The organism is Woeseia sp. D3-10 (assembly GCF_055809415.1).
This window is the reverse complement of sequence record NZ_JBVVTW010000007.1, coordinates 3,228,088-3,252,421: the sequence shown is the minus strand read 5'-3', so window position 1 is coordinate 3,252,421 and position 24,334 is coordinate 3,228,088. Positions and strand designations below refer to the sequence as shown.

General features: G+C 56.7%; 20 protein-coding genes. 9 read left to right on the top strand and 11 right to left on the bottom strand.

What is annotated here, in order from left to right; translation table 11 throughout:
- Window positions 1-395 precede the first annotated feature (395 nt).
- From AC0L8N_RS14850 to AC0L8N_RS14840, 3 genes are all read right to left on the bottom strand, one after another.
- Window positions 396-608: a cold-shock protein gene (locus AC0L8N_RS14850; RefSeq protein WP_473668543.1), complete on the bottom strand. Its 213-nt coding sequence runs from the start codon at window positions 606-608 to the stop codon at window positions 396-398.
- A gap of 253 nt (window positions 609-861) precedes the next feature.
- On the bottom strand, window positions 862-1,965 hold the full coding sequence (locus AC0L8N_RS14845) for a YeiH family protein (protein WP_473668541.1): 1,104 nt from the start codon (window positions 1,963-1,965) through the stop codon (window positions 862-864).
- 65 nt (window positions 1,966-2,030) lie between these two features.
- Complete coding sequence (locus AC0L8N_RS14840; RefSeq protein WP_473668540.1) at window positions 2,031-3,185, bottom strand: alpha-hydroxy acid oxidase; 1,155 nt, start codon at window positions 3,183-3,185, stop codon at window positions 2,031-2,033.
- A 144-nt stretch (window positions 3,186-3,329) separates the two neighbouring features.
- Between AC0L8N_RS14840 and AC0L8N_RS14835 the strand changes: the two genes are divergently transcribed.
- A complete protein-coding gene (locus tag AC0L8N_RS14835; RefSeq protein WP_473668538.1) occupies window positions 3,330-4,361 on the top strand; it encodes a COX15/CtaA family protein in 1,032 nt (343 codons plus the stop codon).
- Window positions 4,362-4,397: 36 nt separating this feature from the next.
- A complete protein-coding gene (locus AC0L8N_RS14830) occupies window positions 4,398-5,654 on the top strand; it encodes an MFS transporter (RefSeq protein ID WP_473668536.1) in 1,257 nt (418 codons plus the stop codon).
- A 26-nt stretch (window positions 5,655-5,680) separates the two neighbouring features.
- Here the strand turns inward: AC0L8N_RS14830 and AC0L8N_RS14825 are convergent, their stop codons facing one another.
- A complete protein-coding gene (locus tag AC0L8N_RS14825) occupies window positions 5,681-6,838 on the bottom strand; it encodes a trans-sulfuration enzyme family protein (protein ID WP_473668534.1) in 1,158 nt (385 codons plus the stop codon).
- A gap of 163 nt (window positions 6,839-7,001) precedes the next feature.
- Between AC0L8N_RS14825 and AC0L8N_RS14820 the strand changes: the two genes are divergently transcribed.
- On the top strand, window positions 7,002-8,318 hold the full coding sequence (locus AC0L8N_RS14820; protein ID WP_473668532.1) for a M24 family metallopeptidase: 1,317 nt from the start codon (window positions 7,002-7,004) through the stop codon (window positions 8,316-8,318).
- Between the two features lie 297 nt (window positions 8,319-8,615).
- Here AC0L8N_RS14820 and AC0L8N_RS14815 read toward each other — a convergent pair whose 3' ends face one another.
- Window positions 8,616-11,345 carry a tetratricopeptide repeat protein gene (locus tag AC0L8N_RS14815; protein ID WP_473668530.1) on the bottom strand — a complete coding sequence of 910 codons (2,730 nt, stop codon included), beginning with the start codon at window positions 11,343-11,345 and terminating at the stop codon, window positions 8,616-8,618.
- Window positions 11,326-11,886, bottom strand: a complete 561-nt coding sequence (locus AC0L8N_RS14810; RefSeq protein WP_473668528.1) for a sigma-70 family RNA polymerase sigma factor — start codon at window positions 11,884-11,886, stop codon at window positions 11,326-11,328. Before AC0L8N_RS14810 ends, AC0L8N_RS14815 begins: the two co-directional genes overlap by 20 nt.
- Before the next feature lie 183 nt (window positions 11,887-12,069).
- Between AC0L8N_RS14810 and AC0L8N_RS14805 the strand changes: the two genes are divergently transcribed.
- Together AC0L8N_RS14805 and AC0L8N_RS14800 are read left to right on the top strand one after the other, a co-directional pair.
- Window positions 12,070-12,276, top strand: a complete 207-nt coding sequence (locus AC0L8N_RS14805) for a hypothetical protein (RefSeq protein WP_473668526.1) — start codon at window positions 12,070-12,072, stop codon at window positions 12,274-12,276.
- A 268-nt stretch (window positions 12,277-12,544) separates the two neighbouring features.
- Window positions 12,545-12,724, top strand: a complete 180-nt coding sequence (locus tag AC0L8N_RS14800; RefSeq protein WP_473668524.1) for a hypothetical protein — start codon at window positions 12,545-12,547, stop codon at window positions 12,722-12,724.
- 39 nt (window positions 12,725-12,763) lie between these two features.
- Here the strand turns inward: AC0L8N_RS14800 and AC0L8N_RS14795 are convergent, their stop codons facing one another.
- Window positions 12,764-14,938, bottom strand: a complete 2,175-nt coding sequence (locus tag AC0L8N_RS14795) for a malate synthase G (RefSeq protein ID WP_473670177.1) — start codon at window positions 14,936-14,938, stop codon at window positions 12,764-12,766.
- A gap of 275 nt (window positions 14,939-15,213) precedes the next feature.
- Here AC0L8N_RS14795 and AC0L8N_RS14790 point away from each other — a divergent pair, with 275 nt between their 5' ends.
- Window positions 15,214-16,578, top strand: coding sequence for a mechanosensitive ion channel domain-containing protein (locus tag AC0L8N_RS14790; RefSeq protein WP_473668522.1), 1,365 nt, complete (start codon window positions 15,214-15,216; stop codon window positions 16,576-16,578).
- Between the two features lie 92 nt (window positions 16,579-16,670).
- Here the strand turns inward: AC0L8N_RS14790 and AC0L8N_RS14785 are convergent, their stop codons facing one another.
- Complete coding sequence (locus AC0L8N_RS14785; RefSeq protein ID WP_473668520.1) at window positions 16,671-17,222, bottom strand: DUF2726 domain-containing protein; 552 nt, start codon at window positions 17,220-17,222, stop codon at window positions 16,671-16,673.
- A 521-nt stretch (window positions 17,223-17,743) separates the two neighbouring features.
- Here AC0L8N_RS14785 and AC0L8N_RS14780 point away from each other — a divergent pair.
- The 3 genes from AC0L8N_RS14780 to AC0L8N_RS14770 all read left to right on the top strand — a co-directional run bounded on the left by AC0L8N_RS14780 (window position 17,744) and on the right by AC0L8N_RS14770 (window position 20,292).
- Entirely contained in the window at window positions 17,744-18,310 is a 567-nt protein-coding gene (locus tag AC0L8N_RS14780; protein WP_473668518.1) for a TlpA family protein disulfide reductase, read from the top strand.
- 68 nt (window positions 18,311-18,378) lie between these two features.
- A complete protein-coding gene (locus tag AC0L8N_RS14775) occupies window positions 18,379-19,428 on the top strand; it encodes a YeeE/YedE thiosulfate transporter family protein (RefSeq protein ID WP_473668516.1) in 1,050 nt (349 codons plus the stop codon).
- 294 nt (window positions 19,429-19,722) lie between these two features.
- Window positions 19,723-20,292, top strand: coding sequence for a hypothetical protein (locus AC0L8N_RS14770; RefSeq protein WP_473670258.1), 570 nt, complete (start codon window positions 19,723-19,725; stop codon window positions 20,290-20,292).
- 64 nt (window positions 20,293-20,356) lie between these two features.
- On the opposite strand, the gene AC0L8N_RS14765 is transcribed toward AC0L8N_RS14770, so the two are convergent.
- The 3 genes from AC0L8N_RS14765 to AC0L8N_RS14755 all read right to left on the bottom strand — a co-directional run bounded on the left by AC0L8N_RS14765 (window position 20,357) and on the right by AC0L8N_RS14755 (window position 24,124).
- Window positions 20,357-21,847 carry a DUF2779 domain-containing protein gene (locus tag AC0L8N_RS14765; RefSeq protein WP_473668514.1) on the bottom strand — a complete coding sequence of 497 codons (1,491 nt, stop codon included), beginning with the start codon at window positions 21,845-21,847 and terminating at the stop codon, window positions 20,357-20,359.
- A gap of 426 nt (window positions 21,848-22,273) precedes the next feature.
- Entirely contained in the window at window positions 22,274-23,110 is an 837-nt protein-coding gene (locus AC0L8N_RS14760) for a GIY-YIG nuclease family protein (protein WP_473668512.1), read from the bottom strand.
- Between the two features lie 312 nt (window positions 23,111-23,422).
- On the bottom strand, window positions 23,423-24,124 hold the full coding sequence (locus tag AC0L8N_RS14755) for an endonuclease/exonuclease/phosphatase family protein (protein WP_473668510.1): 702 nt from the start codon (window positions 24,122-24,124) through the stop codon (window positions 23,423-23,425).
- Window positions 24,125-24,334 lie beyond the last annotated feature (210 nt).

The window sequence follows — 24,334 nt, the reverse complement described above, 5'->3', positions numbered from 1 at the left end:
TGCAACAGCTGCCGGGACCCTAGCAATGATGGCACAGGGACATTGGCCGCGGCGCGCAAAGCACGGCGGTACTGGTTTGTAATCTCGCCCCGGGCACGGGCGTTCGCGGCCACCAGAAATGGAAAGCCGGGATAATTGGGCGCGCACGACGCCGCAATGGTCTGCGACCCACGCAGGCGCAGGAGCGCTTTCGGTGTGTCGCAGACCTGCAACTATCGATCGACGGCAGGCGAAGCTATGCACAAACTCAGTGCATTAAAGTTTGCCTGGGAACGTCGATTCCCGATTGACCACCAGGAATGCGAATCCGGTACGACGACCGGTATTCGAACTGCGGGGCTATCGGACGTGCGGAATGTCGCGCGGAAGCTGGACCTTTTCGGCCTGGCTTCCTGCTATTCGGCCATGACGTTTTCCGCTTGCGGTCCTTTCTGCCCCTGGGTCACTTCCATTGAGACCTTCTGGCCTTCTTTCAGTGACTTGAATCCCTCCATCTGGATAGCGCTGTGATGGACGAATACGTCTTGCCCCCCCTCACGCTCAATGAACCCAAACCCCTTGTCATCGTTGAACCATTTTACGGTTCCGGTCACTCTTTCACCTGACATGATTACCTCAATACGTAATTTCCCGGCCCCCCGGCCGGAACAAAGCCGAGACAGCAAGCTGTCAGGGCAGCGGTCATATTACTCATATTCGGCGCCAAACGCGCCCCCTATGGCAAATTTTCATCCGCATATGGGCGACCCGCGTCAATTTAGGGCTTGCATAGCTGATTTTTTGCGAAAATAAAGTCACGTCCGCCGGATCGGCGCCAGTTCGGTGCAACCCGCGCTGTTGGCGGAGTACCGCGCCGTCGCCTTAAACGCCCAGCAAACGGAACAGCGTCGGCGCAAACGTCGCGATCATGAGCAGACTCACCGCACCGATGAGCGCCGCTGCCAGCATGCCAAGCAGAAACGGTCGCGGACCAATCTCACGCAAGCCCGAGAACATCGACGTCAGGCCGACGGCTGCCATCGCGATCAGGAGAAAATGCTCGGCAGCGCTGCGGGTAAAACTGACGGCGCCGGACCAAACCTCGGGTGAAAGAAAACCGAACGGCCGCTCACCCAGATCGCCGACGGTGCGTAGCGCGGACATCACGGCAAAACCAATAATGAACCACGGCACCATCGACCACATCGACACCTGCTTGTCGCTGGCCGCTTTGCCTTCGCTGGCGTACAGAAAGCCCACAAGCGGAATAACCGCAATCATGCACAGATTGCGTACCAGCTTTGTCACGGTAGCGATATCGAGTGCAACCGGTGACTGGTATTGCGCCTCATACATCATCCCGGCGCCAGCCACTTGCGCCGTTTCATGGATTGACGTGCCGAGGAACAATCCCGCCATCGCCGGCTGATCGGCAAACAACCAGTGGCCGACGTACGGGTAACAAAACATCGCTACCAGACCAAACACGGTGATACAGGCGATGGCGTAGCTGACTTCCGCTTCGCGCGCGCGAATCAAAGGTGCTGTCGCGACTATTGCCGTGGCACCGCAAATACTGGTGCCGACCGCAATCAGCCCGCTGAGCTGCCGCGAAAGGCCGAGCCGTTGCCCGAGGAAACGAACAGTGATCAACCCGATGCCAATCGCAACGATGACGAAGGGCAATGCCACGATCGTGAAGCGCCCGGCACCGAGCAGACTGAGGCGAATGCCCAGCAACATGATCCCAAGGCGAAGGATGGTGCTGGCACAAAACCGCAAGCCATCGCGGATGCCTTCCGGCAAGGTCACGGTATTGGCGATGACCATGCCGATGATGATCGCCATCATGATGTCGCTGATCGGGCTCTTTGCGAAGCCCAGCACAGATTCGCCCGCCCAGACGGCCGCGTAGCCGGCAGCAAACGCCACCAGTACAGCTAATGCCAGACCACCCCACCATTGTCCGCTCTTGACCTGCGCCACGTTGATCCCCTTAAGCTATGGATGCAGCAAGCGGCTTTACGTTGCTTCGCAGCCGCGATTTGTAATTATTTCTTGCGTACCGCCAGCATGTTTCGTCGCAAGTCGGCAATGGACTTGCAACCCATCAGCAACATGCCGCGTTCAATCTCGCTCTGCAACAGGCTCATTGCCCGCAGCACGCCCTGGGTGCCTGCCGCTGCGAGCGCGTACAGGTACAGGCGGCCGCCGGAACAGGCCGTCGCGCCCATCGCCAGCGCCTTCAAAACGTGCGTGCCACGGCGGATGCCGCCGTCGACAATAATTTCGATATCGCCGCCTACGGCATCAACAATTGCAGGCAATTGATCAAACGGTGAGCGCGATCCGTCGAGCTGCCGGCCACCGTGATTCGAGATCATGATGGCACTCGCGCCGATGTCGACCGCACGGCGAGCGTCGTCCACGGACATCACACCTTTAATCGCGAAAGGACCGCCCCACTCGGCGATCATCTTAGCCGCGTCGTCCCAGCTGATCGTGCGTTTCAGTTCTTTGTTCAGGTATTCCATTACGGATACCGGCACTTTCGATCCGGCATCGACGCTTGCCGATATGTTCGGCAGGTCAAACTTTTCGCGCGCCAGGTAGTTCAACGTCCAGTTTGGGTGCACCATGTAGCTCAGCAAACTGCGCGGTGTCAGTTTCGGCGGCGACGTCATGCCGGTGAGGTAATCGCGCTCCCGGTTCCCGGAGACGATGGTGTCCACGGTCAACGCCAGCGCATCGAATTTCGCTACACGGCAACGTTCGATCATGCTGGTAGTGAGCCCCGGATCATTGTGTACGTATATCTGAAACAGCTTCGGCGCAGCACTCATCGCACCCAGGTCTTCAATGCTGCGCGTACCGAGCGTTGAAACACCAAACATCGTGCCGAGCTCGTCCGCTGTGCGCGCCAGTGCCGTTTCGCCTTCGTGATGAAAGAGGCGCTGCATGGCCGTGGGCGACATGAATAGCGGCATATCGAGCTTTCGCCCGAGCACTTCAACTGACATATCGACTTTACCAATGCCGGTCAGCACATTCGGCACGAGATCCACGTCATCGAAGGCGCTGGTATTGCGGCCCAACGTGACTTCGTCGTCAGCGCCGCCATCGATATAGTGAAAAATCGGCGCGGGCAGACGTTTTTTCGCCAGCCGTCGAAAGTCGTCAGTTTTGTAGCATTGTTGCAGTCGCATGCTATCCCCGATGAACGCGATTTCAGGCCGCATATCTTACAGACACCTATAGCGAGGTCCGCAACTTTTGCCCGCAGGGATTCAAGCGCTGCGAAAGCCTGCTAACATTGCGCGCGATAAATGCAGGGACTGCCGGACCAGCGAATGAACACTCTCTCAATTGAACAGGTACGTAATCAACGGGTCGCACGCTGGCTGCTGATCTGCTGTGCGCTGGTGTTCGCCATGGTCGTGCTCGGCGGCTTCACCCGGTTGACTGAATCCGGCTTGTCGATGGTTGACTGGCGTCCGGCAACCGGCTGGCTGCCACCGCTGACAGACGCCGCCTGGGATCAGGAATTTGCTCGCTATCAGGAATCACCGCAGTACCTGAAGAGCAATTCGCACATGAATGTGCATGATTTTAAAGGTATTTTCTGGCTCGAATACTTACACCGCCTGCTCGGCCGCATCATCGGCCTCGCCTTCCTGCTGCCGTTTCTGTACTTCGCCGCGCGTGGTTATATCCGCCGTAGCGAAACACCCAAATACACCCTGATGTTCGTGCTCGGCGGGCTGCAGGGCGTGCTCGGCTGGTACATGGTCAAGAGCGGCCTGGTCGACAACCCCGCGGTCAGTCAGTACCGCCTGACCGCGCACCTCGTCGCGGCGTTCATGATTTACGGCTTCATGCTGTGGGTGGCACTCAGCCGGCTGTACCCCGCCGAAGGGCGCAGCGTACATCCATTATTCGGTCGCACCCTCGCGTTAACGATGCTGATACTGGTTACGATTATCTCCGGCGGCTTCGTCGCTGGCCTGCGCGCTGGCAAGATTTACAACACGTTCCCGATGATGGGCGACTACTGGATACCGCCCGGCCTGTTCGCACTGGAGCCGGGCTGGCGAAATTTCTTCGACAACATCGCAACAGTCCAGTTTGACCACCGCGTCCTTGCGATCACCACCTTCACCATGGTCTGCCTGTATTGGTGGCGAATGCGCCGCGCCGACCTGCCCCGACGGATAGCCGTTGGCATCAACGCCCTGCTGCACACCGCAATACTGCAAGTCGTGCTCGGCATTTCAACCTTACTGCTCATGGTTCCGATCTTACTCGGTGCGGCGCATCAGGCCGTCGCCATGTTGCTGTTTACAGTCGCACTGTATCTTTGCCACAGCCTGCGCCGCGTCTGATTCGGCGGGGTTTTCTGCTCGTGAGGTTTATCTAACGTGAAAAGCGCGCTCATGCCCGTTGCCGCCTTGTTGCTGGGAGTCGCATTGCTACTCACCGGCCAGGGCTTGCAAGGCACCTTGCTGCCGGTGCGCGCTTCGCTGGAATCTTTCAGCGCGCTGTCTATCGGCGTGATGGGTGGCGCTTATTTTCTGGGCTTCACCTTCGGCTGCCTCAAAGGCGGCGACCTCGTCGCAAAAGTAGGCCACGTTCGGGTGTTCGCGGCGATGACCGCCATCGCCTCAGCCGCACCGCTGTTACACGGCCTGATACTGGAACCCATCACCTGGACGGCGTTGCGCTCACTGACCGGCTTTTGTTTTGCGGTGTTGTACATCGTTATCGAAAGCTGGTTGAACGAGGTCTCAACCAACGAGAACCGCGGCATGGTGTTCTCCACCTACGTGATGATCACCATGAGCGTGTTTGCCATCGGCCAGATGATGATGCTGATGTACGACCCGCTCGAGCTGTACCTGTTTGGTATCGTCGCAGTGCTTATTTCCGTAGCCGTCGTTCCGGTCGTCTTATCCACGGCACCCGGCCCTCAGCAACCGCACAGCGCGAAGGTGGATTTGCGCCGCCTGTTCTTTATTTCACCCGCCGGTACCGTCACCTGCTTTTGCAGCGGTCTCGCCAACGGTGCGTTCTGGTCATTGGCTCCGGCTGTTGCAGTCGCGGTATCGGATGACCTCTCCATGGCTGCGTGGTTCATGTCGGCGAGCGTTATAGGTGGAGCGGTTTCGCAGTGGCCGGTCGGCTGGTTGTCCGACCGGGTGGGCCGACGCCCGATGATGATTGCCTGTGCAATATTCTCGAGCCTCATTGCTCTGCTCATCGTCATCGGTGGTGATGGAACGTCCATGACCACCTTCGCGATTCTGGGTTTCGCGTGGGGTGCTGCCGCGTTCCCGCAATATGCCATTGCCGTGGCCAACACCAACGATCATGCCGAACCGAGTGAGTACGTGATGGTTTCGAGCGGACTACTGCTGGTTTATGGACTCGGCGCCATAGTCGGCCCACTGATTGCCAGTGTCGCGATGACCTATGCCAGTAGTACCGCTTTGTACCTGCACACGGCCGTTGTGCACATACTGGTCGCCATCTACATCGGCTTCCGTACGACGCAACGTACGGCGCCACCGGATGCCGAGCATATTGACTTCAGCGAGTCGCTGGTTGCCGCACGAACAATGTCGCACGTGTACGAAGAAGAGGCGCAAAACGAGGTGGCTGACAAACCAGCCACCTGAGTTCGGCCTGTCACTGATGCGGGTGACTAAACCTTGATCGCGGCGAGCGCTTTCTCCAGCGCTTCAATCAAATCTTCCTGATCTTCAAGCCCGACAGACAAGCGCACCAGACCGTCGATGATGCCGACGCGTTCGCGCTCTTTTTTCTCAACCGCAGCGTGCGTCATTGTGACCGGATGGGTAATCAGCGACTCCACTGAACCGAGATTCTCGGCCAGCGTCCACAGCTCGATGTTGTCCATCAGCTGCTTGCCGGCTTTGACACCGCCTTTCACTTCGAACCACATCATCGCGCCAAAGCCGCTCGCCTGCTTCTTTGCCAGTTCGTGCTGGCTAAACGATTCCAGACCCGGGTACGCGACCTGCTGCACTTTGTCGTGCTTTTCGAGGTAGCGGGCAATCGCCATTGCGTTCGCCGATTGCTGATCCAAACGCACGGACAAGGTCTTGCAGCCTTGCAAGGTCAACCACGCGACCTGCGGCGACATGATCGAACCGGTGCTGTTCTGGATAAAGCGCAGCTTTTCGTCGAGTTCTTTGGTCTTGGCGATAACAGCGCCACCAACCGTTGCATTGTGACCATCAAAATATTTCGTCGTGCTGTGCAGCGACAGGTCCGCACCCAGCTCCAGCGCTTGCTGGTAACACGGCGTCAGGAAGGTATTGTCCACGACGTGCACGGCCTTGGCCGCTTGTGCGATCTCGGAAATGGCCGCGATGTCGGAGAGCTTCATCGTCGGGTTGGCCGGCGTTTCAGTCAGGAACAACTTCGTGTTCTTGCGCACAGCGGCTTTTACAGCGGCCGGGTCGGCCGTATCCGCGAACGTGAAATCTATACCGAAACGGTTCAGCACCTTGGTGCACAAACGGTAAGTGCCGCCGTAAGCAACATCGGAAATAATCGCGTGGTCGCCCGCGCTGAGAAACGCGAGCATCGTGCCGTGCACCGCTGACATGCCTGTCGTGAAGCAAGTTGCGTCCGCTCCGCCTTCCAGCACGGCGAGTTTTTTCTCCAGCGCGCGTACGGTCGGATTGCCGGAGCGTGAATAGGAGTAGCCTTTCGCGAGATAGGTATCGACCGATTCCTGAACAAAGGTCGTCGATTGATAGATTGGCGTGAGTATCGCGCCGGTGGTCGGGTCGGGGGTAACTCCAGCGTGGACCTGCTTGCTGCGAAAGCGCATGAACATCTCCTGATTTCTCGGTGAATACTGTGCTTGCTGGCCGATATCATACACACTCCCCCTTGCCGGAAGTATGCACAACTGATCGCCAGCACAGGCTCAACACGGGTGGCTCGCCGGCTGCCCGGAAGCGCTGTCAGAACTGATAAATACGAGGATAACCATGAACTTACGTTATACGATTTCGCTGACTGCTCTGCTCGCCAGCACCCTGTTCAGTACCGTGTTGGCCGGAGAGGCAGAGACCCGCTGGGAACTGATGAACCAGATTCGCCAGGAGAAATTTGACCTCGTATTGCCGGAAGTCATGCGCGAAAACCAGGTCGACATGTGGATCACCGTCAATCGCGAAGGTTATGAAGATCCACTGACCGAAGACTTCGGCAAGGGCTACACCGGCAGCTGGGGCTATTACATTTTCACCGACCGTGGCGGCGACCGCATCGAGCGCGCCGTCCTCGGCGTTGAGACTTACCTCGTCGAAGAGAACGGCGCCTATGACATCTTCGGCAACGCCAACGATCTCGAAAAATTTGTGGCCGATCGTGATCCGAAACGCATTGCTTTGAACTACTCGGAGCACATCGGCGCCGCAGACGGACTAACCCACACCGCCTTCCTGAAACTCTCGGACACGCTGGGCTCGAGATACAGCGAGCGATTTGTATCCTCACAGAAACTGGCATCGGATTTCCGCTCACGACGTGTGGCGACTGAAATAGCGGCTTTCGCCTGGGCCGGTGAGAAATCCCGTGAAATAGCGGAGCGTGCGTTTTCCAACGAAGTGATTACGCCGGGAAAAACAACGCTCGCCGACGTTGCCTGGTGGATGCACGAGCAGCAATTCAAAAACAATCTCGGCACGTCGTTCGGCATGCCGTCCGTGTACATCACCGGCCCGGATGGCTTTGTGGCTTTGTCCAACGATCACGTTATTCAACGCGGCGATTTTCTGGCAATAGACTGGGGTGTTGGCTACCTTAATTTTTACACGGACATGAAACGCCATGCTTACGTGCTGAAAGAAGGCGAAACGCACTTACCCGAGAGCATGCAGAAAGCCTTTGACAACGGTCGCGCAGTACGCGACTTGCTGAAGAACAACATCAAGGCCGGGCGCACGGCGGGTGAGACGCTGGAACTCCTGAACAAACGCATGACCGAGGCCGGCTTTACCGTCATGGCTACTGCCAATACCCCAACCGATGACCCTGCCGACATCGACGTCATCATTGGTTGTCACTCCGTAGGCAATCTCGGCCACGGGATCGGCCCGTCTATCGCCTGGTTCAACCCGGAACGGCTAACTTACGGAATCAAAGAGACCAATCTGTTCTCGATCGAGTTGTTCGCCTATACCGCGATCCCTGAATGGGGCGGTAAGAAACTGCGCATTCCGCTGGAAGACAATGCCGTCGTAACCGCGCGTGGCGTGGAGTGGCTTTACCCTGTTAACCAGAAAGTGTTGCTGATTCGTTAGGCGTCCGACAATCACGAGCTGTCGTCAACAAACGGCAGCTCGTATTCCATTGAGCACGCGAACTGGCAACCAGCACGTGGCATCGAGGTACCAATAGGCCGCGCAGCTAACGCTATTCAGCCGTCACATTCTGCACAGGCTACGTACAACAGCAATTGAGTAGTCGTCACCACATGGCGGTATGCAGCGGGAATACGAACGGTCAGGCCAGCGCGCGCGTCATCCGCAACGGACCATCAAACAGTAAGCACCGATTCTGTGCCAAGACCCACACAGGGCTGTATTGATGTCCGCTTGTTACTCAGGCTTCGCCGCCGCAACCGGTGATTCCCTGTAGCGTTCTGCCTGTTCCGGCTGACCCATGGCGCCGTAGAGTTCACGCAACCATGAGCGAATGCGACGTACCCGTTGGCTGTCAACGCCGTCCTGCTCCTGCAACACGTTGAGACTGTCGCGCAGCAGAGGTTCCGCAGCATCGTTGTCACCAAGCAATGCCAGGTTTCGACCTGCCACACTGAGGGTCGAGGCAAGCAACGGGTGTTTGTCGTCGTAGTCTTTGCGGCGAATCGTCAACGCGCGTTCGATCAACTCGCGCCCTTCTTTGGCGCGTCCCGCGTCATTCATGACGGCGCAGAGGGCTGTCAATGCGGAAGCTATGTACTGGTGTTCAGCACCCAGAGACTGTTCATAAATACCGAGCGCCTCCCGGATCTGCTCTTCCGCCTCGTCCAGTTTGCCCATGTCATGCAACAACATGCCCAGACTGACTTTGTCGTAGCCCACGAACGGGTGAGTTTCACCGTGTGCGTTGCGGTGTACGCGCATGGCATCGCGAAACGCGATCTCTGCTTCGTCAAATTCTTCACGTGTATGCAACAAACGACCGAGCATGACCAGCGAACCACCCAGCAGGCTGTGATCGTCCCCAAGAATCTTGCGGGTGATTGCGATCGCTTCGTAGTAGGTGGCTTCTGCTTTATCGAGCTCACCTTTAGTTTGCAGGAGCACTGCGTAGTTCTGGGAATAGTACGCCAACAGAGGGTGGTCGCTGCCGGACGTTCGTTCGACCAGATCTATGGCGTCGCGTAGCAGCACGTCGGCTTCATCCAGTTCGTTGCGACGCTGCAGGATTCTGGCCAGAAGGTTTTTCCCTTCAGCGACTTCCATGGCGTGCTGACCGCCCAACGACGTGAACATGTCGATACTGTCGCGCGCGTACTTTTCAGCCTGCTCGCTCTCACCCGTCGCTTGGTAAACCTCTGCCAGGTGAAAATAGTTGCTGGCAAGATCGGCATTGCGCGCGCCTTTGCGTTGCCGGTTTTCGTCTATCGCCTCGTTTAGCAAACGCAATGCTTCGCCGAATTCCGCCTTTTCCATCAAGGTGGCAGCGAGTTCATTTTTGGTCACAGCAACTTCCCCTTCCTGATCGTTCAGTACATCACGACGAATTCGCAATGACTCCTGCAATAGTTCCACCGACTGGTCGTACTCGCCCAAATTGTAGTACACACGGCCGATAGTGCTCATTAATGTCGCTTGAATGGCCGGACGGTCGCCGAGCTGGCTGGCGATACGGCCCGCGCCTTTTTCAAGAATCTCACGAGCGGTGATACTGGCACCGCGCGCATTGCCCGGGTCCGGTTCGCGAAATATGTCTTCGAGAAACGCGGAGATTTCCAGTGCCGTATCGCGTTGTTCGGCGATACGTTTGTTCTGCACACTCGTTATTACCGCAAACATCACCAGCAGCACGCTGAGCGTTGCCGCCATCGACACGGCGGCCACGTGACGGCGTACAAACCGCGAGGTCCGGTAGTGCCAGGTGTCCGCACGTGCCAGCACCGGGTGTGAGGACAAGTGGCGTTCGATATCGCCGGCAAACTCGTTGACCGTTCGGTAGCGCCGTTGCGGCTCTTTGCGCAATGCCATGAGGACAATGTTGTCGACATCGCCCTGCAAGCGACGCGCCAGCCGCTCCGCAGATGCGCCGCGCGATGCCAGGATCGCGCGCGCGTCAGGCGGCAAGTTGCCACTCGGCAATGGCCGCGTGAGCTGCCGCACTTTCTGGCTGGGTGCCATCGGCTCGACGTCGCAGATGATTGCCGGTATCTCGGTTGGGCGACTCATGCTGACCTGATAGGGCGGGCAACCGGTCAACAGGCGATACAGCAATACGCCCAATGCATATGTATCGGTAGCCGTGGTAATCGGCTCACCGCGCACCTGCTCCGGAGCCGCGTTTTCCGGCGTCAGTATCACCGCGCCTTCGCGAGTTATGCCGGCCGTTGCATCACCGCTCGCGTCCAGCAACCGCGCGATACCGAAATCGAGCAGCTTGGGCACGCCTTCCGGCGTCACCAGAATGTTGCTGGGTTTGATGTCGCGATGGACGACCAGATTCTGGTGCGCGTAGTGAATGGCCGTGCACACCGTGCGAAACAGGCGCAGCCGGGCCGGAATGTCCAGGCAGTTTTGATCGCAGAAATCGTCTATCGGCACACCGTCGATGTACTCCATCACCAGGTACGGTGTGCCGTCCGGCATCGTGCCGCCGTCAAACAAACGGGCAATGTTCGGGTGATCGAGATCGGCGAGTATCTGTCGTTCGGCTACAAGACGACGTTCGATTTCCGGGTCCAGCAGACGCTGTCGAACGAGCTTGATGGCAACCTGTTGCTCGAACTGCTGGTCATCACGTTCGGCCAGGTAAACAACGCCCATGCCCCCCGCACCGATCGTACGTTCAATTCGATAGGCGCCAACGCGCTCGCCCGCGCCGTGATCACGTTCGCCCAAACCTTCCATCGCCTCGCCCAAAGCGCCGCGTATGGAGTCTTCAATGACGGTTACCTGAGCGAGGTCGGTCTTCAGTAGTGACTTGATGTACGCGCGCAGCTCGGGATCTCCCTGACACGCTTTTTGCAGGTACGCGTCCCGTTCCGATTCCGGCAACTCGGCTGCCGCATCGAACAGTTCTTCGACGCGCGCCCAGCGCGCCGGCGTCAGATCAACTGTTTTCAAGCTCATGGTGCAACCAGGCTTTGCCGAGCCGCAGATCGCGATCAACCGTGGCGGCAGAAATATCCAGGGACGCGCTGATCTCTTCGTAGGTCAGGCCGCCGAAATAATGCAACGCCAGCACATCCGCTTTGCGCGCATCCAGCTCGGCCATGCGATTGAGCAGACGGTCAACCTCGAGAATATTGAGTGCGTCCTGTTGCGACGCGCCGTGCTCTTCACTGAGTTCGACTTTCAATGCGCCGCCGCCACGCTTGCCGCTACGATTGGCCTTGGCATGGTCGATCAGTATGCGGCGCATCATGCGCGCAGCAATTGCGAAAAAATGCGCGCGATTCGCCCACTCCACATCGCTTCCCGCGAGTCTCATGAACGCTTCGTTGACCAGCGCTGTCGCCTGCAAGGTGTGGTCCGAGCGTTCACTGCTCATATACCGGCGCGCCAAACGCCGCAGTTCTTCGTAAACCATGGGCGTGAGTTTTTCCAGTGCGTCGGGGTCACCGCTCTGCCATGCACCCAAAAGTAGCGTTACCGCACTGTCTTTACTCATCAAGCTGCCCGAAACGATTGCCCTGCCAATGAACCGATAGTAAAGACTTACGGAACACATACGCAATTCGATTGGTGAGAAACTGCACTGGCAATAACATTGGGACAGGTTACACTTTAAGTACGCCACATCTGCAGTTTGCTGTGGCTCCACAGACTAACAACGTTATTTAAGGGGACCCCAATGGCTCAACAAGACCTGCCACCACAAGGACGGCGCATTGCGCTGTATTCAGCGGGCGGCGCATTCGGCGGCAGCTTGCTCGCAATGCTGATTTTTTGGCTGTTGTCGGGCGGCTTCTGCTGCAATGAAAACCACGCGTCCATGCAAAAATCGGCAATCAGCATGGAGTCCACCCTGAACACGGTTGGCCAAAAGCGCCATAGCTGATCCCTGCTGACCACTTATCGCACTATTGGTGTACTTGATTTGAGAATTTCGCCAGTTCTGACCGCTGCGAAATTCCCAGGGAGCGACGCCAGACCCGGCGTCGCGACCCTGACTTCCCGCACGTTATAAGCAAACATTTCCTGCCCCGCTCTACCCCTCCCGGTCGCCAGGACTGCAGCCGCGCCAGCGCACGCCATTGCTGTGAGGGAATTTGCTGCTGCCTGTCGCTATTCAGAGTAATAGCAAACAATCAGCGAGGGCCCGACGCATGTCTAACGACAAGCGCAACAATGTGTGCACGGTTGATCATGCCAACAAGCAGAGTGACGCTCTGGGCTTCAACGCCTATGAGTACTGGTTGAAACAAGCGGAGTGGTTGAAATCCGCCCGGCAAGGCCAGTCGTCCGGCAGTTTCCGACGCGATCAGGAGAACCGCAGGAAAGGCTGAGCAGGCGGCCGACCCTGGCCACAACGACCTATGCGGATCCTAGCGTTGCTTGTACGCTCGTCGGTGGCGGTGTAGCAGCGGCTCGGTGTAGCCGTTTGGCTGTTCTGCGCCTTTGAACACCAGGTCGCAAGCGGCTTTGAACGCAATACTCGCGTCGAAATCCGCGGCCATCGGCCGGTAGGCCGGATCGCTTGCGTTCTGCTCATCCACAACCACCGCCATCCGCTTCATCGTCTCCATGACTTGTGGCCGGTCGCAAACGCCGTGCAAAAGCCAGTTGGCAATGTGCTGGCTCGATATCCGCAAGGTGGCGCGATCTTCCATCAGGCCGACATCATTAATGTCCGGCACCTTGGAGCAACCCACGCCCATGTCTATCCAGCGCACCACGTAACCGAGGATGCCCTGCGCGTTGTTGTCCAGCTCCGCCTGAATATCTTCCGCGCTTAACGTGGCGGGTGAGCCGAGCGGCGGTTGCAATATGTCTTCGATACTTGCGAGCGGACGCTTCGCCAGCTCGCGTTGGCGCGCGGCAACATCAACGTCGTGATAATGCATCGCGTGCAAAGTGGCCGCCGTCGGTGAAGGTACCCACGCGCAATTCGCGCCGGCCTTCGGGTGGGCCGCTTTCGTGTCGACCATTTGCTTCATTTCGTCCGGCTTCGGCCACATGCCTTTGCCGATCTGCGCACGACCTGGAAAACCGCAACGAATGCCGATGTCCACGTTCCAGTCTTCGTACGCCTGTATCCACGGTTCCAGTTTGATTGCGTCTTTGCGCAGGACTGGCCCGGCCAGCATGCTGGTGTGAATTTCATCGCCAGTACGATCAAGAAAGCCAGTATTGATAAATACGATTCGATGACGAACGGCGCGTATGCATTCGGCAAGGTTCACGGTCGTGCGTCGCTCTTCGTCCATCACACCAATTTTGACGGTGTGGCGCTCAAGGCCAAGCAGGTCTTCGACGCGATCAAACAAGGTATTGGCGAACGCGGCTTCGGCCGGTCCGTGCATCTTGGGTTTGACGATGTAGACGCTGCCGGTGCGGCTGTTCCGGTGCTTGCCGCTTTGCTGCAGATCGACAATAGCGCATGCGGTGGTGATGACGGCATCGAGCATGCCTTCGAACACTTCGTCGCCGTTGCTGTCGAGCACGGCATCGGTGGTCATCAGATGACCGACATTGCGAACCAGCATCAGGCTGCGGCCTGGCAGTATGACGGGGTTGCCATCCGCGCCGAGATAATCACGATCCGGCTCCAGCTCGCGAACGACGTCTGTATCGCCTTTCTTGAAAGTAGAGGTGAGCGTGCCGTTCATTAAGCCCAGCCAGTTTCGGTACACGGCAATCTTGTCGGCGGCGTCAACGGCCGCGACTGAATCTTCGCAATCCTGAATGGTCGTGAGCGCAGACTCCATGACGATGTCACACACACCGGATGGCGACTGACTCCCCACCGGGTTCGATCGGTCGATGTGGATTTCAAGGTGCAGGCCATTGTTGCGCAGTAACAGCCGTTGTTCATCGTCACTGAAGAAATGGCCAACGTACTGCAGCGGGTCGGCGAGCCGGGTTTCGTTGCCGTTCTCAAGCGTAATGGTCAGATCAGAGCCCGATTCGGCATCGACCGGCAGGTAAGTGACGACGTCGGTATGGCTACCCTCGGCAAGCGGCACGGTACGGTCGAGAAACTCCTCGGCGTAGCGAATGACGGCAGCGCCGCGTTGCGGGTTGTAGCCACGACCGGCCTCGCGGCCGTTGTCGGATGGAATCACGTCCGTGCCATAGAGCGCATCGTACAAACTGCCCCAGCGCGCGTTTGCCGCGTTCAGCGCAAAGCGCGCGTTGCTGACCGGCACAACCAGCTGCGGTCCCGCGATGCTCGCGATCTCCGGATCAACATTCTGCGTGTCGATTTCGAATGCTTTGCCTTGCGGCTGCAGGTAAGCGATCTCTTCGAGAAACGCGCGATACTCATCCGCATTCCACTCCTGGCCCGCGCGAGCAGAATGCCAGGCGTCGATTTTTTCTTGTATGGCATCACGATCAGCAAGCAGCTGTCGGTTAATGGGGGTGAGATCGTCGATGAGTACCTGCAAGCCACTCCAGAAATCATCAGCCGGTATGCCGGTCGCAGGTAACAGATCATTCTCTACAAAGGAGCGAAACTGTTCATTGATGGTCAGGGCGCTGGTCGTTGATTCGCTCATATCGGGTTTATTGCTCAATTCAAATTTCAGGGGTCAACGGTCTGGCCATAATAATGCCAATCGTGGACTGGTGTTGCGAATTAACCCTTCGCTGGGCGAACAAGCGTTGCGGCTCCTGCCCGATATGGCCAGGTATGGGTCCATATTGCGCTGCTCCGCGCACCACATCGTTCTGTCGCACCAACTTCGGCCATCCCGCGCTATCCGTGACGCACGATCGCGCAGCAAGGTAGACTGAGGACGATTCGTACCCACTCGCTGTCGGAGTTTGCAATATGCCCGTTCGATTCGCGCACAGACTGATGATCGCCAGCCTCATTGGCGTCTGGGCACTTTCTGCGTCAGCGCAACAAAGCGCAGAAACCCAGCCAGAGGTCGAGCAACGCGTCATTGATGTCGATGCGACGGAAACTCGCGACGATGCTATCCAGCAACGCATTGAGAAAATCTACTCGCAGATTGACTCGCTGGAAGAAGTCTCTGTCGAAGTTCAGGAAGGTGTTGTCACTTTAGGCGGCCAAACGGCCAACGAGGCACAAGCCCGTCGAGCAGTGGAACTGGCCGAACGCGTAGCAGGTGTAGTCACACTCGAAGATGACATTGCACGCACCCTGGATATTGAAGACAACCTCACACCGGTTGTAAACGACCTGAAACAGAGTGCGCGCGATTTCCAACGCGCCTTGCCACTGCTGGCCATAGCCTTGACGATTCTGGTTGTAGTGGCCTGGCTCGGTCATCGCCTCGCACGCTGGCAATCGCTCTGGTACCGGATTGCACCAAACCCTTTCCTCGGCGACTTGATGGCGCAGGCCGTGCGTATCATCGCATTCGTGATCGGGCTGGTTATTGCGCTTGACCTGATGGGCGCGTCCGCTTTGATCGGCACGATACTCGGTGGCGCCGGTGTGATCGGTCTTGCCATTGGTTTTGCGGTGCGCGACACGCTGGAAAATTACATCTCCAGCATCATGCTCAGCTTGCGCCAACCATTTCGCGCCGGCGATCACGTCGTGGTGAATCAACACGAAGGTATCGTTGTACGCCTGACCTCTCGCGCCACTATCCTGATGACCACGGATGGCAATCACCTGCGCATCCCCAACTCTGACGTTTTTAAGGCGGTGATCCTTAATTACACGCGCAACCCCGAACGCCGCTTTACCTTCGAGCTTGGTGTTGACGCAAACGACGATCCGCTGGCAGCGATCAACACCGGCGTCGCCGCGATCGAAGAACTGGATTTTGTTCTGAAAGAACCCAGCCCGTCCGCCAAAATTGAATCAGTGGGCGACTCCAATATCGTCATCTGGTTCGGCGCATGGCTGGATCAAAAAGAAACCGACTTCGGCCGCGGCCGTAGCCTGGCGATACGCGCGGCGAAAGATGCACTGGAAGCCAAGGGCTTTACATTGCCTGAGCCTATCTACCGGGTGCGGTTCGATGACTCAGCGTCGGCGATTGGCCTGGATTCCACCTCAAGAATGAAAATATCCGAATCGTCGAGAGTGGCTAAACCCGCCGCCTCCGAAGCGGCACTGGATACCCGCCCTGATGAGCACATGGAAAAGATGATCTCCGAAGAACGCGAGCAGGAAGGCGGCGCAGATTTGCTGGATCAGAGCAAGCCGGTGGAGTAAGCAATATCTCTCTCGGACGCAGGGAAGGCCCTTTCTCGGTTCCGCGACGATTGCAGTTTCTACCAGGTCGAAGGAAATTCACTACGCGGACACTACGAAATCGTTGGCTCTCGTCGGCCGTCAGCTCGCTCATAGTTAATGGCAGTGCCATCACTATTACCAATTTGTCCGGCAATAATTGAGCGAATTCGGTCAACTGCATAGCCTGCCTTTACGTCAATCTCAATGAGCCGAAGAGACGCACTGCTGCATACATGCCTGACAAACTCATCGCGCCGCACTCGGTCGTTACGACGATGCGAGCTGTCATTGAGTTCAATGACGATCTTGACGCCTAAGTCACCCGGGTCGCACAGGACGAAGTCGAAGTGCTTGGCGGAAATCCGATTGAACGCGGAGAACCAGGCACTTTTCGACAGCCCTTTCTTGGGCCCGACGACATCAGCCACTCTCACTTTGGCAAATAAATCGTAATCATTGCCCACTGCTTTTGAGAGTACGCCGTAGAACGATCGTTCTGCTTTCGTTAGCAATGATCGCTTGAGTGTGTAGTCAGGAAACTGTGATCGCCGGCCCTTCTTCGTAGCCATAACTACTACCAGAAAGACCGCGATGCAGATGATCACTATCAAAGTCTCATTCATCTAATTGCGCCTATATGAGATCAAGGACGAATGGTGCTGCAAACCGTAAGCTACTAGCGGCTCCACCCGTTTGCTGTGTCCAATTCGTCAAAATCGACTCAATATTCCGGGCGCGCGCGAACACCCTAGGCATTTGCACCGACTCAAAAGTAAGGATCTGCCCCTTTCTCTCCAGACCCAATGCGCATGGTGCGGACTTAACCGTTTCGGCCAGATATTGTCGAATTCGGACGGATCACTGAAGTTCCTCACAATTCCCACCTACGCCTGCCTATCAAACCGGCAATACCGCAACAACTGCTCTTCTAGGTATCGCATTCTTCGACCGATCAGGACACCTCTCGGTGGTCCGCAACACACCTCACGGATGTCGGCCTCCGAAAGGGTCGCATGCATGGGGTTTGGACGAACGACAGGTCAATAGCAGCACCCAGAGACGACGCCCAGCCGTAATAATGTGACCTCTCAACAGGTCTTGTAGGGTACAAAGCCATTCCGGAATCTAAAGGGACACTCCAACGATGCGCATAACACTCGCCGCGATTTCACTCATCCTGGTGCTGGCAGCCAGCAGTTTCGCCGCAGCCGCGGAACCCGTTGTTGGCGATACAGCAGCGGACTGGACCTTGGTTTCTGCCGAGGGTGAATCCATCACGCTCAGCGAAGCCGTTGCGGAACAGCCGGTGGTTCTGTTTTTCTGGGCGTCGTGGTGTCCTTATTGCGAAGCATTGATGCCGCACCTGCAAAGCATGCGCTTTGAGAATGGCGAGCGCATGAAGGTACTGGCTATGAACTTTCGGGACGATGAGGGTGACCCGGCTACGCTCCTCCAAAAGGCCGGCTATGATTTCACCCTGATACCGAACGCTGAGGAAACTGCCGGTCTGTACAACGTATGGGGTACCCCGGGTGTGCTCATCGTTGATCGCAATATGAAGGTTCGTTTCAACCTGTACAACCTCCCATCAATCGAGCCGCCGGACACAGCCGAGGCATCGGGTCACAGAACACGTGCGTCCTATCTCGCCATGTATTGGGCGGCCGAAATTCGTAAAACGCTGCGCGAAGTGCTCGATGACGAAGAATAAGTAATGCGCGCAACGCCGGATGCACCGCCGGCCGCAACGGACGTCCGAGTCCGCTGCATCGATAGGCAATGAACTACCCAAGCTGGATAGTCTTTCTGACGCTCGCCGGTTTGGTGGGCTATTTCGCCAACCGCGCGAGTATGTGCACGGTAAAAGCGGTCGCAGAAATCCTCACGACCCGCCGCGCCTACATGCTGGGCAGCTTCGTGAAGACCATCGCCTGGGTTATCGGCATAACGGTCTGGATCTCGTGGTCGCGGACATCGGCACCGCTGGCTGCGCAAACTTATGCGCTCGTCTGGAGCAGCCTTTTAGGCGGAATTCTGTTCGGGATTGGTGCCGTCTTTAATGGCGGCTGCGCGATATCCACACTGACACGCCTCGGCAACGGCAACCTCGGCATGGCCGGAACGCTTGCCGGTATCGCCGCGGGTATGTGGCTTTATGCATTGAGCAGCATGCGCATCGAGGGACTGTTGCACTCTCCGGCCGAGCCGTTGCTCAGCTTGAGCGACAGCGCCGCGACGGTACTGGGCATCATCGTGACGCTGTGGATGCTTTGGGAAAGCGTAAGGCTGATACGAACGACGAGGCACATGGCTTGGCGAGAGCGCTGGCTTGCGCCACAACTGCGTTTGTCCACGGCTGCGGCTGTGATCGGAGTCAGCAATGGCATCCTGTACGCTTTCCTCGGCACCTGGTCGTACACGCACACGCTGCGCCGCAGTATTACCGAACTTGCCACACCCGCCAGCGCTGCCGTCCCGTCCATCGCGCTACTTTGGGGACTGTTCGCCGCGCTGTTGCTGGGCGTACTCGTCGCTTCCCTGTTCAGCGGCCGATTTTTGCTTTCCTGGCGGCCACGGTCTGCATGGCTGGGCTATTTTGCCGGAGGGCTCTTGATGGGTTTGGGCGCGGCCTCTGTGCCAGGCGGCAACGACGTTCTCCTGCTGAACGCGATTCCGGGTATGTCACCGCATGCCCTGCCGGCTTTCGTGGCTATGCTCATCGGTATCTGGGTGACATTGGTGATCATGAAAATGATCCGCGGTTCTTTGCAGGAAATTAGCTGCAGCGGCGATCTTTGCAGGGAAGTATCGACCAACATCGGGAAGTAAGAAAACAAGGATCAGCACGTTGCGTCTGCCGGCTCGCTCCGCACGACACTAAAACCACATGCAATGCTTAGTCCAAAGCCGGAAACAAACTGGCCAGCCCGTTGATCACCTTCCACTGCACACTCGTGTACATCTGCAACGGGCACTAACGGCAACGTAGGGCACGACACCAGTGAACGCCGCATGCGACTTTTCAATCTGCTTAGTACTTCGTACAGTCGTTCGAAATATATTTGAACTGACATCCATGATATTGTTTTGCAATGCAACTTCGCATTATCTATGGATTCCACCATGACAAAAGAACTTAACGAAATAGAAAAGAACCTGGCGCAAACCAAGAAACAATTCTTAACGATGGCGCAGCGCGCAACCAAAGAGCTCGACCGCCGTCGCAAGTCGCTGAGCAAAGATTTGGCGCGGGCCAATAAGCGCGCTCAGAAAGCACGTGCCGACCTGAAAAAGAAGGCTGAACGCCTCGCAAAGACGTCCGCGGCCAAAGCGAATAAAGACCTGAAGAAGCAAATGAGCAACCTCAAAGAAGTGCTGGCTACTGCGCGAGCGGATGCCGCGCAACTGCGTAAAGACCTCGAGCCGGTAAGAACCGACCTGGCAAGCGCCCGCGATCATTTATCGCATGCGCTGCACATTGATCGCGCGCTGAAAAAAATCAGCAAGAAATTTAGCGCAAAACCGGCAGCGAAAAAGAAAGCAAAGAAAAAAGTGGCCAAAAAGAAAGTTACTAAGAAAAAGGTAGCTAAGAAGAAAGTCGCCAAGAAAACAGCGACCAAGAAAACGGCACCCGTCCGCAGAAAGAAGGCGGCACCTGTAAAGGTTGCTAGCAAGAAGTCAGCGGCAGCTTAATAGATCGGGGACAGTGACCAGTTTCGTACGCTGCGGCCGCTATAACTCTGGTCGCCGATCGAAATCAGTCACTGTCCCAACTTTTTTCGAAAAACCGCACAATCTCTACCATCGCCTCCGTATCAAACCGACAGTACCGCAATAGCTGCTCTTGAAGCTCCTGCTTCCTCGCACAGTCCGTCGCGGGATTGATTGCCTCAAGAAAGCCATCTGCCGCGCCCATGCCTTCGTTGATCCCTTCGAGCCCGGCGTAACTCATCCCCGGCACCATTGCCGGTAACACTGCCTTGATCGACCACGACCCCAGCATCTTCGGGTGGTAGTAGTGGTTCTTGACGATGGGGTACAAGTCAACGAGCCGGTCTGCAATCGCACGCAACTCATCAGCCAGATAGGGAAACAATCTCGCCAGCCCGTTGATTACCGTCCGCTCGTAACTCGTGTACATCAGGACCGGCCCGTCCGTGCCGAGGCACGAGATCAAACTCTCGGCCAAGGGCCGCATCGGCGGCTCGCCGGAGAGATCAAGAAACTCCTCGTGCCGAATAACGCCATCGGCTTCCTCGATGTGACAAGACCACTGCACGGCCGCGGCGGCGTAAGGCCGGGTACCCGCCCAGATCGGCACGGCGGGTGCGATGGTCTCGAAGTCGAGGTAGTAACGCGGAAAGCCAAGGGCCGCGATGGCCTTGCGGGCACCGCCGCGCACTTCCGCCTCGCCCGTGCAGGTCACGCGGTAGATACGCTTCTGAACACTGCTGAGTTCGTCGGTCGCCGGACCCAGGTCCCGAATATCCCGGTAGCCGGCCGCGACCAATGCGCCCAGTTTGTCCTTGCCGCCACGCAAGCCGGTCAGCGGATACTCGGTATCCATCGGCCAGCAATGTGACTGAAACTGACAGTCGTAGGGACTGCTGCAATGAGCACCCACGGCAACGTCGGGCACACCGCCACTGAGCGCTGCCCTCGCCTTTGCGATTAGATCCGGTACCTCGTGCAATCGTTCGAGGACGCGTTCGGTGACGTCGACTTCGGTGATGAGGCCGTCGTAGTTGCCGTCACCCTGGTAGACGAACTGATTGTTGATATGACCGATGGAGATGGATGAAAGCTCAACACCCTGACCACGCAGGACCCAATACTGGATGGCGCAATCGATGATGTGCACGTCTTTGACGGAGGCACTGGCTTTGATCTCGATAGCACGCCAGTGATCGCCATCCGGGAGAAGGACATCGACGCGAACGAGAACGCCGTCGTGATGGAGTGTGGCTTCGAAGAGTGGGTGGTGGAAATTGGAGGTGAGGAGCTGGGTGGTTTGCTGGAGTGCAGCGGTCAGGCCTTTGTCGTAGGGGATTTCGATTGAGTAGTTGTTGCCGTACAAATCCTGGGCAATCGCACCGACCTGGTTGCCGGTGGCGAAGAGGGCCTCCCTTCCGGATGAGGTTTCGCCCAGCTCCGGGTGGTACTGCTCGAGGTGCAGGCGCTTGGGGCATTGCCAGGCGGAGATCAGGCGGGATTTTGAGAGGTGGGCCGCCTTCGATGGATTAGTCACCTTTAGGGAATTTCTATTTGATGGAGGATTTCAACCAAGTCTGTAGCGCTAACGTCGTCCCAACAAATATAGCTAGTTAATCCGATGTCTTTGCTTGGAGTACCTAAGATGGACCGGCAGATCGGCTTATCGTCAACGGAAGCTGAAACCCATACTTTACCGCCTTCTTGGCAAAAATATGTCGAGCCCTTGAGCCCGGCCCGTTGCATTCGCTTTTTCCAGGTGTGCACTTCCTGCGTTGTGATCGTAATCGTCATCTCGCCGCCCATTATCACCGACGTTAAAGTCAATCGGCGCCAAGTCGCTTATTGATTCTCTCTGCAACACGCGATGCCCGCTTCTTATTTGGATTATTGCTGATCATTGCCGGTACTCACTGGCGTGAATGATTGACGTTCAAGCTGTGTAACTGACCCCGAGCTTACTTTACATTTGCGCTATCTCTTCCAGCTCTTTCAGAGATTTCCCGTCGCTCGTTTTCCAGCTCGTCAGGCCGTTCGTGCTACCGCCGCGTACTACTGACCCAGCCCAAGAAGGGCTGGAGCATTCACAGTCACGCGTAAACTCAAGGAAGCCATCAGCCTGGCGGAGCACGCCGCTGTCAAGAAGCCGATCTCGACGAATGGCCGAATTCTTACCAGAAGCGCGGACTTTCAAAACTGCTTGCGAACCTTTGTAAACAACGAATCCGCTGGATGTTCTTCTCCCTCTTGCAACAAGACCTTTTATCTCGCAGAAGAGCTCCGGTGAGTCAACTTGCACACCACCAAACTTTTTGAACTCATCGAACCCCAGAATCGGGAGCAACTGGAGCATCTTTTGAAAATAGACATCCATCTCTGCCGCGTCCGCTTCGGGAAGTCGGGAACTGCTCGACTGCGAATTCATGATGCACGCCATATTGGCTCCGCGTGCCAGTTCAATGAGTCGGCCCTCAAGGTACTTAACATGCGCCTTGGTAAGACTGTCGTCTTTCACCGTAAACACGCACACCTGGGACCAGTAGTCTTTAGAAGAATGACTGGGGAGTCGCTTCTTGACTGACTCGGCTTCGCCGATATAAAGCGCCCTATGGTCTGACTCTGGGTCCTCACCGGCTAATATGTAGAGCCCAGGGCCATCCAACTCTGGACGGGCAAGCAAAGACGCAAGATCTGACCTCGGGCCTGCCACGGCCTTACCTGACCAGCTTGAGATTTCTGCTGTTCGAATTCCGTCGGGGTCGCCCTTAATTAAGAACACCCTAATCGTTAGCGCCGCCATCAATTACCTGCCCTCATTCGTCGCCCGACTTCCGATCGTCGAATCTTACTAACGCGAAATTGCCTGCGCCGTTCTTCAAATCTCGCCGATCAATAATTCTTCCCTCAAAGAAAAAATCCTCAGAGATCTTTACGACATGCAGCTTATTGAAGCTACCGCACCGCTTGACGCGAACTTTAAAGTTGCAGAGGTTCTAAGTACAGTGCCTACCAGGAATAACCTCGAAGCGACCAGTCGTCATTCAGATTTTGCCCAAGTTTCTTGTCATATTCTTCTGGCCCATAGTTCGCGTCAAGCGCAAGCATATAGCCTTTACGCGGTATTCTCCTTCACACTCACCTCAGCAAGCACGGCAGCATGATCGGTGATATCTGGCACGAATGGTTCGCGGACATAGCGTGCGTTATCAACGATGGCATCTCCGCGTGAAATCACATGGTCCACCCGGGAGGTTGAGTCATTATTGCCTCGGTAACTCCAGTTGCCAACGACCTCGGCCCTTGACCAGCCCCCGCGTCGAACCAACGTATCCAGAACACGATCCCATTTCCGATTGCGACTAGGATCTGCATTAAAGTCTCCGATTGCGAGATCGCCTTTGACTCCCTCATTCATCCACTCCCAGTACCGATACCAGTCGAAAGCAGAGGTATAAGCCGGTACGCGCAGACCAGTGATCTGCAGTCCGTGTGTTTGAACAGTGAGCGTATTTGTTCGGCACATACTATCCGGCCCGTCCTCTGGAGTGACACTTTTCAGAATAGGCCTATTCGAGGCAATCAAGATCTGATTGTGCCAACGCCCCGGCCGATATTCCTCACTGGCCGACACCGAGTAATAAGTAAACCCGGCTATTGCTAGCATGCTTGGTAGTGAGTCTGCCGGGTTTTGGTGCACATACTCGTTGAACACCAATACGTCAGCGCCTAGCTTGACGATTGCATCAACAGTTGACTGCGCAATCTGCTTCGGTCTGGTTCGGTGATTCAGATTGATTGCGAAACATAAAGGCATGTTATTGGTTGATCATCGTAAGTTTATGCAGCACGTAAAGGAATCCCATGCGCCACAATCCGTTCACCGCTTTAAACTCTTTAACGGAATCCACTCCATTTCCTTTCGGAAGTGCCAAAATTACCACCCATTCGTCCTGGACCCTCTCGTCGCAGTCCCTGCAGCGCTTGGTGTGTCATAGATCTCCCTATCAAAACGTATGCGGCCATT